General features: G+C 38.7%; 7 protein-coding genes and 1 pseudogene. 5 read left to right on the top strand and 3 right to left on the bottom strand.

Going from position 1 to position 11,597, the window contains the following annotated elements:
• Window positions 1–3: 3 nt before the first annotated feature.
• On the bottom strand, window positions 4–1,137 hold the full coding sequence (locus tag H4J50_RS07365) for a YCF48-related protein (RefSeq protein WP_182255413.1): 1,134 nt from the start codon (window positions 1,135–1,137) through the stop codon (window positions 4–6).
• 230 nt (window positions 1,138–1,367) lie between these two features.
• Entirely contained in the window at window positions 1,368–2,453 is a 1,086-nt protein-coding gene (locus H4J50_RS07360; protein WP_259366195.1) for an AraC family transcriptional regulator, read from the bottom strand.
• A 103-nt stretch (window positions 2,454–2,556) separates the two neighbouring features.
• Here H4J50_RS07360 and H4J50_RS07355 point away from each other — a divergent pair, with 103 nt between their 5' ends.
• From H4J50_RS07355 to H4J50_RS07335, 5 genes are all read left to right on the top strand, one after another.
• Window positions 2,557–4,398 carry a DUF1302 domain-containing protein gene (locus H4J50_RS07355; protein WP_182255411.1) on the top strand — a complete coding sequence of 614 codons (1,842 nt, stop codon included), beginning with the start codon at window positions 2,557–2,559 and terminating at the stop codon, window positions 4,396–4,398.
• 53 nt (window positions 4,399–4,451) lie between these two features.
• The gene (locus H4J50_RS07350; protein ID WP_182255409.1) at window positions 4,452–5,813 is read left to right on the top strand and encodes a DUF1329 domain-containing protein; all 1,362 of its coding nucleotides are present in this window, start codon (window positions 4,452–4,454) and stop codon (window positions 5,811–5,813) included.
• A 98-nt stretch (window positions 5,814–5,911) separates the two neighbouring features.
• Window positions 5,912–7,891, top strand: coding sequence for an alkyl/aryl-sulfatase (locus H4J50_RS07345; protein ID WP_259366194.1), 1,980 nt, complete (start codon window positions 5,912–5,914; stop codon window positions 7,889–7,891).
• Window positions 7,892–7,931: 40 nt separating this feature from the next.
• Entirely contained in the window at window positions 7,932–9,557 is a 1,626-nt protein-coding gene (locus tag H4J50_RS07340; protein WP_182255407.1) for a GMC family oxidoreductase, read from the top strand.
• A gap of 15 nt (window positions 9,558–9,572) precedes the next feature.
• Complete coding sequence (locus H4J50_RS07335) at window positions 9,573–9,845, top strand: DUF1145 domain-containing protein (protein ID WP_182255405.1); 273 nt, start codon at window positions 9,573–9,575, stop codon at window positions 9,843–9,845.
• A 661-nt stretch (window positions 9,846–10,506) separates the two neighbouring features.
• On the opposite strand, the pseudogene H4J50_RS07330 reads toward H4J50_RS07335, so the two are convergent.
• Window positions 10,507–11,597, bottom strand: a pseudogene (locus H4J50_RS07330) (hypothetical protein); the annotation flags it as partial.

Raw genomic sequence — 11,597 nt, 5'->3', positions numbered from 1 at the left:
CCCTTACTTCTTAAGTAACCAAGTTGAAATTCCGAATTGTCCGGCGAGAACTAATGAATTTTCTTGTACTAATACACTTGAAAGTGCTGCGCCTGAGGGGTGTTTATTAATACGCAATGTTTGTAGGCTTTCAGGTGAAAAATCAACAATTAACCCACCATGACCTACTAAATAGGCTTGACCCTGTTTAGAAAAATCGCCCCCCAGTAAACTAGCGCTAGTCTGTAGCTTTTTGTGTTGCCAATTTTCGCCACCATCAAGTGAGATCATTAAATTACCTTGCAGACCAAATGCAACAAGTTGCTCAGGTATTTCAGGGTTAGCAATAATGCCAAAAAGGCTGCCGTTGTATGGCATAACCATCGTAGACCATGTTTCACCTTGGTTAGCAGAGTGAAAGCCCATGCCATTTTCGCCAACAATATAAAGCTGACCATTGGTAGTGGAGATAATGGAGTTAAGGTGAAAGTTGTCGGGGTTATCGAGTCGTTTATTGATTAAAGTCCAAGTTTTACCTTGGTCTTTACTGGTCAGTAATGTTCCGTATGCCCCACTAGCAAAAATTACATTGTTAGCGGTTCGGGTTACAGATAATAGCGGTTTATTTGGTCCAGATTTTAATTCAATTTGGTTGTCTTCAAGTGCAAAGACAAAGTCTTCAAGTTGGAAGGTTAGCTCTTCTAATAAATCTTCATCTTGTGTTTCACTTATTACTAGTTTTAAAGCTGCTTGCTGCTTAGTGAGTTGCGCTATTTTCAATTTTGTTAACTCTGCGCCTGTAAAGACCTTACGCCATACATTGCTGTTATTTTCAGTTTTTAGAATAACACCATCATGGCCAACCGCTATTTTACTTCCATCAGATAGAATCGTTACATTGGTGAGAGAAACGCTAACAGGTGATTGCTGCTGCTGCCAGTCGTCTTTATTTTTCCAACTTATAATATGTCCACGCTCGCCAACGGCTAACACGGCACCTTGCGCTGGTGTTATCGCCATTAAAACACTTTTGCTTGCTAAAGAACTTTGTTTTGCGGGAAGCTCAAGTAGATCTAAGCTGCTATTTGCCACGGCGAGATTAATATGAGTTAGCAAAAACAAATTTATCACGCCGAACGTAATATGGGATAAACGCATAAAAATCCTAATAAGTTGAATATGTCTACTTACTAGTATTGATGAAAAAAAAATAATTGAGAGGTGTTAAACGTGCCAAATGATTATCTTTGCAACACAGATACTTTTATCTGCGGCTTTTTTGAACTATAGATGTGGAAGAAGGGAGTAATAAATTAATTTATATTTACTACCTTCAATGATTTAGCTTGTTAGCGTTGGTGTCGCTGAGTTAGTTATTTCTTGGGCTTTTAAGGAGAGTTACTACCTTGTCGATAGTCCCCAGGGGTTTGAGTTGTCCAACGTTTAAAAGCACGATTAAAATTACCGACACTTGAAAAACCTACTAAATAGCCAATCTCACTTAAGCTTAAATGTTTTTGAATAATATAATTCATCGCTAACTTTTTACGTGTACTTTCTAAAATTTCTTTATAACTTGTACCTTGATCATGCAACTTACGTTGTAAATTTCGCAAACTCATACCAAGGTATTCTGCAATTTCAGTTTGTGATGGTGCGCCAAGTGGTAATAATTCAAAAATTTTGTTTTTAATTGTATGGCTTAAATCATTTTTATCGACTCTGGCCATAAACTCGTCAAGCATTTTCTCATGGCTATGCGTTATTAAAGGGTTGCCACAAAGTAATTTTTCTTGGCTTTGCTTTAAATCAAATATGATCGAGGTTTGACTACTATCAAATTCAACTTCACAGTTAAAAAAGTCAGTTAAGTATGTTAAGTCGTGGTTTGGGGTTGGATACGAGAAACAAACCTTTAATGGTGCAAAATCTGCCGAAACAAGCTCACGCGCAAAGCGAATAATTGTGGCTAAAAATGTCTCTACAGTTGTTTGAGATAAAATAGGGCGGTTAGTTGATTCATAAGTGAAAACATCCATTTCGAAAATCAACTGTTCATTGCGCTCATGATTAAATAATTGGCATGTATTTGACACGACTCGCTTATAGTGAGCTATACGTTCTAGGGCATCGTAAAGGGTATTTGACGACATCATAGCGTAACCCAAGGCGTGAAACATCCCCGGATGAAATTGTTCCGCCACTAATACAGAAAAGTCATGACGATTGAGTGCTTTATTACAGTATTCAAGTAAATGGGTAAGTTTTTCAGCAGCAATACGAGATTCTTGATCTGTCATTACATCTTGCGAAATATCACATTCTTTTAACGCGTTAGCAATATCAATGTTATGGGCGTCCATAACTCTTGAAATGGGGATCATCCAGCCAGTTAATGTTGAGTAATAATCTTGCACTACATTGCCCAAATTTTTGAAGGTTTCCCATTCTACGAGATTTGCACGAAATGACAATAGGTTGGCACATTTAGCGAAATATTATTTAAATCATTGGCGTAATGTAATTGTGAGACTACTATTACATTATGTTTTACTAGACAATAAACAGGCGAATAATATGATGAAAAATAACTATAAAATCAAGCCGATAGCTTTGATGGTTGCCTTGGTTTTGGGGACGTCTTCAGCGCATGCTGTTGATTTTAACCTAGGTGAAAACGAAGATATTTTATTGCAAATAAACTCACAATTAGATATTGGATCTAGTTGGCGTCTTGGCGATGCAGATCCTCGCTTTATTGGTAAAACCAATGGTGGAACTGGTGGTACATCGACGACCGATGACGGTAATTTAAACTATGAAAAAGGTGATGCATACTCGCAGATAATTAAAGGTGTGCATGATATTCAGCTAAGCAAAGATAATTTTGGTGCCTTTGTCCGGGTAAAATATTGGTATGACTATGCCCTTAAAGATAAAGATGTTCCTCATGGTAACTCTAATAATGGTTACACGCCTAATACCCCTTTAAGTGATGATGGCTTTGAAGATAACACTAAGTTTTCAGGTATAACCTTATTAGATGCTTACGTATATGCTTCATTTGATATAGGTGACGCCCCAGTTGATGTTCGTTTAGGTAGACAAGTGGTTAGTTGGGGAGAAAGTACATTTATACAAGGTGGTATGAATTCATCAAACCCATTTGATGTCGCTGCTTTAAGACGCCCAGGTGCTGATTTAAAAGAAGGTATTCTTCCGGTCGGTATGCTTTACGTCAATGCTGGTTTAACCGAAAACCTCAGTGTTGAAGCTTTTTATCAATATGAGTGGGAAAAAACTCAAATTGATGGTTGTGGTACCTATTTTTCAGGAGCAGATTTTGCCGCTACAGGCTGTAACTTTGTTTCCGTTGGCCCATTAGGTGATCAAGCGGGTTTAGCCGCTGGTTTAGCTGCAGAGCGACAAGCCGATGGTGAACCTGATGATGGAGGTCAATATGGCTTAGCTGCACGTTATTATTCAGAAGCCTTAAATGATACTGAATTTGGTTTGTATTATATGAACATTCATTCGCGCCTACCGTTAATTAATGCTATACGAACCAGTATTCCACTTGCCACTGGTGACGCTACCCCTGTTTTTGTCCCTAAGGCATTTGATCCTACTGGTGGAGCGTTAGCGGCATTAAACCCAGCTTACAATATTGAGTTTCCTGAAGATTTAAAGTTTTATGGTTTAAGTTTCGCTACTAATGTTTCTGGCTTTGCCTTATCAGGTGAGCTTTCTTACAAACCAGATACTCCAGTGCAAATCAGTGGTCCTGAAATTCTCAATGGTGTGTTATCTGAAGCGCCTTTTTTACGTTACACCTCAAGAGTTACAGGTGTAGGGTATGGTCAAGAAGCAAAAGGTTGGGACGAGTTTGATGTTACCCAATTCCAAGTGACTGCAATTCAGTTCTTTGATAATGCTATGGGAGCCTCACGTGTTACTGTTATCGCAGAATTCGGCGTAATTTTAACTGATGGTGTTGAAGATTCAAACCAAAATTATGGCAGAAATTCAGTGTTTGGTTTAGGCGATTTTGATGCCGGTGGAGGCATAAATTGTACTAACTTAGTTGCTGCCGGCAATTTATCTGGCGACTGTCGTAGTGATGGTTACACCACGGATAGTGCGTGGGGATATCGTCTGCGTAGTGTTTGGGAATATTCTGATGTGTTTGCTGGCGTTTCGTTAAAGCCGACTTTATCTTGGTCGCACGATGTTAGCGGTTATTCACCTGATCCGGGGCAACAATTTCATGAAGGTCGGAAAAACTTAGGCTTTTCTTTACAAGCCGCATATCAGCAAAAATATACAGTAACACTGGGTTATAACAATTACTCAGGTGGTAGCCACAATATTTTAGAAGATAAAGATTTAATCTCGTTGGCTTTCGGCATTTCATACTAATCTAGGCCCTTTACTTATGAAGGTTTGAGATAAGTTAATAAAAGAGAATTATAATGAAAAAATATATAACTACAGCAAGTTTACTGATGTTAACCATAGCATCAAGCTCAGTTTTAGCAAAAGTTAGCCCAGAAGAAGCAGCCAAGTTAGGTACAACATTAACACCGTTAGGTGCTGTAATGTCTGCAAATGCCGCAGGCACTATTCCTGCTTGGACCGGTGGATTAAATAGTAAAAACTCAACAAAAAGTGAAGACTCAGGACGACCTGCACATCCTTTCTCAGCAGATAAGCCTTTGATGGTCATTACGTCTGCAAATTATAGTGATTACAAAAATAATTTGAGCCCTGGCCAAATCGCTATGTTTGAAAAATATGCTGATTATAAAATGCCTATTTATAAAACAAAGCGTACAGCGGCATATTCAGATGATTTATATGGTGTAATAAAGAAAAATGCCACTACTGCCGAGTTAGTACAATCGGGCAATGGGATTATAAATTTCGATACTGCTATCCCTTTTCCAATTGCTAAAAATGGTTCAGAAGTCATTTGGAATCATATTACTCGCTATCGAGGAGGCACGGCTAAGCGCTTTTTAACCACGATTCCTGTGCAATCAAATGGTTCATTTGTGCCCGTAAAAATGAATGATCAACTCGTTTGGCCTGAGTTTTTAAAAGAGGGCCGTGATGCCGATAAAGATGACAATATTTTATTCTATTATTTACAAGAAATTACTGCTCCTTCACGTTTAACCGGTACAGCATTATTAGTGCATGAAACTATTGATCAAGTTAAAGAGGCACGTAAAGCTTGGGTTTATAATGCAGGCCAACGTCGTGTGCGTCGTGCACCTAATGTTGCTTATGATGGTCCAGGCGCTGGTACTGATGGCTTAAGAGCTTCAGATAACTATGATATGTACAATGGTGCGCCAGATCGTTATGACTGGAAATTAATTGGCAAAAAAGAGCTTTATATTCCATATAACTCTTATAACTTACTTGATACCAACGCAAAATATGAAGACTTGATACAAGAAGGTCATTTAAATGCTGACTACTTAAGATATGAGTTACATCGTGTTTGGCAAGTGGAAGCAACATTAAAAGAGGGCGCACGACACATTTATGCTAAACGTACCTTTTTTATTGACGAAGATACTTGGGGTGCGTCAGTGATCGATCAATACGATGGTCGCGGTGAACTTTGGAAGTTGTCAGAAGCACATAATATTCAGTTTTATGATGTAGATACACCTTGGATGGTTGCTGAAACTTTACATGACTTAAACTCAGGACGTTATTTAGTGACTGGTTTAAGTAATGAAGAGCCAACCTTTATGATTTTTGGCGAAAAAGTTAAACGTACTGATTTTTCTACTTCTGCACTGAGACGTCTAGGTAGATAACAAAAATAAAACCTTACTGATTAATATTGTTGAATATATGTTCAATAGTATTAATCAGTTTTTTTTGCTTTTTTTACCACTTTTTTAAGAGAAATAGCATGTTAAAACCTCGTTTACCCTTTCTTGGAGTTATATATTGTATTTTGTTAGCCGCGATGAGTACGGCCAATGCCAATACAAATACCGAGCTAAAGCCCGCCAGTAAATATACTATTGCTCATCAAGCCGAGTTATTAAAAAACTTACCTTTTAGCGATAAACTTGACTTTACTTTGGCTGAAAAAGGCTTAATTAAGCGACCTGAAAAACTCATTATTAAAGACCAAGCCGGTAATGTAGTTTGGGAGCTGGGCAACTATAAATTTTTACTTGATAACAAGAACATTGATACAGTAAATCCCAGTTTATTGCGCCAAGCTAAGTTAAATATGGCTTATGGCTTGTATCAAGTGACCGACCGTATTTATCAAGTAAGAGGTTACGACTTAGCCAATATTACTTTTATAAAAGGGGATAGTGGTTGGATTATTTTTGATCCTCTTTTAACGGCAGCGACTTCCAGAGCTGCATTGGCTTTAGTAACGCAAGAGTTAGGCGAATTTCCAGTCAAGGCTGTGGTTTACAGTCATGCTCATGCTGATCACTTTGGTGGCGTAAAAGGCGTGGTTAGCCAAGCACAGGTTGACTCAGGTGAAGTCGAAATTATTGCACCTCGTGGTTTTATGGAACATGCCATTAAAGAAAATGTATTAGCCGGTAATGCCATGACACGTCGCGCCACTTATCAATATGGTAATGCGCTAGCAAAAGGTGCTCGAGGGCAAGTTGATGCGGCAATTGGTAAAGGCTTATCAACGGGTTACATCGGTTTGATCACGCCAACTAGAGAAATTTTGGCTGATGAAGAAACCCTTGTTGTTGATGGTATTGAAATGGTGATGCAAAACACACCGGGTACTGAATCACCTGCTGAAATGAATACTTATTTTCCGCAATTTAAAACTTTATGGTTGGCTGAAAACGTCACTGGCACATTACATAATGTTTATACTTTACGAGGCGCTGAAGTACGAGATTCGCAAGCGTGGAGTAAATTTATCAATAAAGTTATTTACCGTTTTGCTCATGACAGCGATGTAATGTTTGCTTCACATTCATGGCCTAGATGGGGGAAAGAGTACATCGTTGAAGTATTGGAAAAACAGCGCGACATGTATGGTTTTTTGCATGATAAAACCTTAAATCTTGCCAATAAAGGTGTCACCATTAATGAGATACATAACCAACTCGCGGTACCTGATGTTTTAGCACATCAGTGGTACAACCGTGGTTATCATGGCACTTATTCTCATAATGTAAGAGGCATTATCAATAAATATTTAGGCTTTTATGATTCAAACCCCGCTAACCTTAATAAACTGAGCCCAACTGAGTCGTCAGTGAAATATGTTGAGTTAATGGGTGGGGCAGAAAATGTATTAACTCAGGCGAAAAAAGCATTTAAAAAAGGTGAATATCGCTGGGTAGCTGAGTTATTAAATCATTTGGTTTTTGCTCAGCCAGACAATACACAAGCAAAAAACTTACAAGCCGATACCTTAGAACAGTTGGGTTATCAGGCTGAAAATGCGGGCTGGCGTAATAGTTATTTAGCTGCAGCTTTTGAATTACGTCACGGAATTCCTAAAACAGCAAAAGCTACGAAAGGTGGACCAGATATGATCAAAGCAATGAGCAGTGAGCTTATTTTTGATTACCTTGGTGTACGTTTAAATAGCGATAAAGCCTTGGCTCATCAATTTAAAATTAATGTTATTTTTCCTGACCGCAATGAAAAATTCTTATTAGAACTTAAGAACGCGCATTTAAATAATATTGAAAACGTACAAGACAAAAAAGCAGACTTAACCGTAACGATTAACCGAAAAGACTTAAACTTTTTATTGCTAAAACAAGTGTCATTTCAGCAACTAGTTGAATCAGGAAAAGTGCAGCTCGATGGGAACGGGCAAGTCTTTGGGCAACTGTTAATGATGATGGATGAATTTCCATTCTGGTTTAATGTTGTTACTCCGTAACCTAATAAATTAGTCGATTGTTATAATAGAGGCGCTTTTTATGCAAACTCAAACAAGCACAAATAATGAATATGATTACGTTATTGTAGGTGGCGGCTCTGCGGGCTGTGTACTCGCCAATAGATTAAGTGAAAGTGGCAAACATAGTGTTTGTTTATTAGAAGCAGGTAGTGATAACAACAGCATGTTAGTTAATACTCCAGGCGCTTTTGCCGCCTTTATGTTTTTGAAGAAATTCAATTGGAGCTTCAATGCTAAGCCTAAGCGAGATATTCGCAATGGTGAAGCGCTATTTGTGCCGCGTGGTAGAGGATTAGGCGGTAGCTCCGCTACCAATGCCATGCTTTATCTTAGAGGTCAGAAACAAGATTACAATCATTGGGGCGAGTTAGGTAATGTGGGTTGGTCTTTTGATGATATTTTGCCTTATTTTAAGAAATCTGAAACTAATCAACGCGGAGAAAGTGAATTTCATGGCGATAGCGGACCATTGCAAGTTACTGACCGACCGGTTTTCTATGATATTAGTAAGCGTTATATTGAGGCGGGTCAACAAGCTGGCTTTAAGTTTAACGATGACTTTAATGGCAGTGATCAAGAAGGTGTTGGTTATTACCAGTGTACGATAAAAGATGGCAAGCGCTGTTCTGCCGCTCATGCTTACTTATTGCCGGTACTAGCGAGAGAAAACTTGACGGTAATTACCGATGCGCAGGTAAGAAAAGTGCTAATAAAAGACCAACAAGCCCATGGTGTCGATGTGCTTGTTAAAGGTGAATTAAACACAATAACCGCGAAAAAAGAGGTGATTTTAAGTGGGGGTAGTATCGCATCGCCTCAGTTATTAATGCTTTCAGGTATTGGTGACAAAAATGAACTTTTACCGCATGGTATTGAATGTTTACATGAACTTAAAGGGGTTGGCAAAAACCTGCGAGAACATGTAGATGCTTGCGTGTTAGTCAAAAGTAAAAAAACAGACGGCTTTACCACATCGGTTTCAGGTTTACTAAAAATGCTGCCAGACGTGATTAAATATATTACAGGTAAAAAAGGTAAGCTTGCCAACAGTATTCTTGAAGCGGGTGGCTTTATTAAATCAAATGATGATATAGAAAGACCTGATATTCAATTACATATGTTGCCTTTGTTATATGACGATAATGGCAGAGATTTAAAACTTTTATCACAGCATGGTTTTTCATGTCATGTTTGTGTGCTTCGCCCAGAAAGCACAGGTACAGTATCGCTAAAATCAGCTAATTACAAAGATGCCCCCGAGATCGATTTTAACTTTTTTTCTGATGCTGCAGGAAAAGACCAGGCAGTATTAACTAATGGTATGCGTCAGCTACGTAAAATATTAACCGCTCCAGCATTAGCCCAACATTATGATAACGAAGTTCATCCAGGCAACGCTTTTGAAACCGATGAGCAAATTTTTGCTAAAGCAAAAGAGCGTTTAGGTACGGTTTATCATCCGGTTGGCACCTGTAAAATGGGTAATGATGATATGGCTGTGGTCGATCATCAGCTAAAAGTTCATGGTATTGAAAATCTTCGAGTGGTTGACGCTTCTATTATGCCAACGCTTGTTAGTGGTAACACAAACGCGCCCACGATGGCGATTGCCGAAAAAGCTGCAGATATGATTTTGGCGCATTAGTTTAGGAAGTTACAGATGTTTAATGTAGTTGTATTTAGTCTAAAAGCCTTACTGACCGGGTTATGGATCTTCGCAATACTAGGTCTATTGTCCTTGTCACCACTGCCAACAGAAGTTCAATTTTATGTTTCACTACTAGCTTGTATTACTCTTTTGGTGCACTTTGTTGAGTTTTTTGCCATGAAAACTAAATTTAAAAGCCAAAGTGGCTTAGCAATGAACTTTGGACAAACCATGCTTTGGGGCTTTGGTTATTGGTTGCCTATATTGAATAGTTCTGCAAAGTAAGTTGATTAAGTGAAAACTTTAACTTAAAAACTTTAGGTTAAATAAAAACCACCTCCATAAACTGACGATGGTTCTTTATATTGTTTTTTTATAATGATTCTTTATGGGTATACACTGTTTTTAAAATATACCCTTATACCAAATCCATTAAGTTAGTTCCCACTCAGAGCTTGCCAGCGGTTTGAGAACAAGTTTAAATTTTTTTGCATATAGTTATTCTCGGCTTTGTCTCCTGAGTCGCTCTACCTTCTGCATCCATGCAGTCGTATATGAAAGAAATTATAGGCGGTTATCGAATCACTGGAAAACTCCCGAAGGGCGAGTTTAAAAGGTTTACAGTCAGCGTTATTGATTTTGATAAGGTTCCTACATGGATGAAGGATATTAGGGTAACGCAGGAGCAGTTACCGAGAATAACCATTCTCTACAATCAATGCCTTGCCTACATGGATGTAGGTACTTAGGTTCAGTCTGGAACAATGAACCTGTGCCTCTAAGCCTTTTAAATCTCGCTGAGTGGGAAGAAACTTATTGGAATTGGTATTAAGCATACAGATAGCATAATGAACATATAAAAAAAGGGTTTGCAGTAAACACTGCAAACCCTTTTTATTTTATTAATTTATCTATTTAACTAATCAATCAAGGTTAATAACAACGCTTAATAAAAGTACAAGTTATCAAGATAAATGGTACCGGCACCAACAAATTTAAATTGAAATGCTTTGGTTAGATCTACTACGCCTGAATACGTGCTTAAAGGGATCTCAACACTCTGCCAGCCACTCTGAGTTGTCGTGATTGTGTGTGAAGTTTCTGCTGGACCTTCGCTGATTAAGAATACATCAAACGTGGTTGCATCTGCTGTCCAATAATCAAGGTGCAAGGTAGTTTTACCCGATACGTCTTGTACAGAGTACTCAATACCTTGATAGTTTAGACCAGCCATTTTCAGGGTGTTATTACCCTCAATATCGACTTCAGTAGTAACTGTTGCTTGTCCCCAATTTGGGTTTGTGTTTACACCGGTAACAGCTGTGTAACTATCACTGAATACAGCAATAACATCTGCCGTAGCTGCTGTTGGTGCTGGTGCTGCAATCGCTGGAGCCGTATCAGGAGCAGTTCCACTACCTTCTTGTGCCGAGAACATGATGTTATCAAAGTGGTTCAGGGTATCTTGACTTCTAGTTGCTGTTTGATCAATATGAATAGCAAAGCCATCAATAACACCCGTTTCGGCGTGACCAATCCAACCACAAGTATCGAAAGTTAACGTTTCCCATTGGTTAATAACGGTATTAGAAACAGCTACTGTACCCGCAGATCCCCAACCATCGCCATTATTTTTTTCAAACTTAACATGGGTTAAACCAATGGTATCTCGGTAAACATCCATTTTAACTGTACAGTTTGTTGCATCTAATGCAAATGTATCAATGCCTTCAGTTCTAGCTCCAGCCCATTCGCCATCACCCTGAAGGACCGTTAATAAAGCAACAGTAGCAGAGGTGTTGATACCAGTGGTAGCTGGGTTATCAACATACTGAACTGGATTAGTATCAAAAGATCCCCAAGTTAGTTGTGGCCCTTCAAAATCAATACCCATAGCGGTTGTTGTTGTTGCACCATCACCTGAATCGCCTGGTGAAGTAGCTACAGCATCAGGATCAATATTAAACACTACGTTATCAACACTAAACTCTGCACCATTACCAGTACCCCATGCAGGGAAAATCATGATCAGGTCAA

It is taken from the genome of Colwellia sp. 6M3 (assembly GCF_014077595.1).
In the GTDB taxonomy this organism is placed as follows: Bacteria; Pseudomonadota; Gammaproteobacteria; order Enterobacterales; family Alteromonadaceae; genus Cognaticolwellia.
The sequence above is the reverse complement of the archived record's forward strand: the minus strand, read 5'-3'. Positions and strand labels throughout refer to the sequence as shown.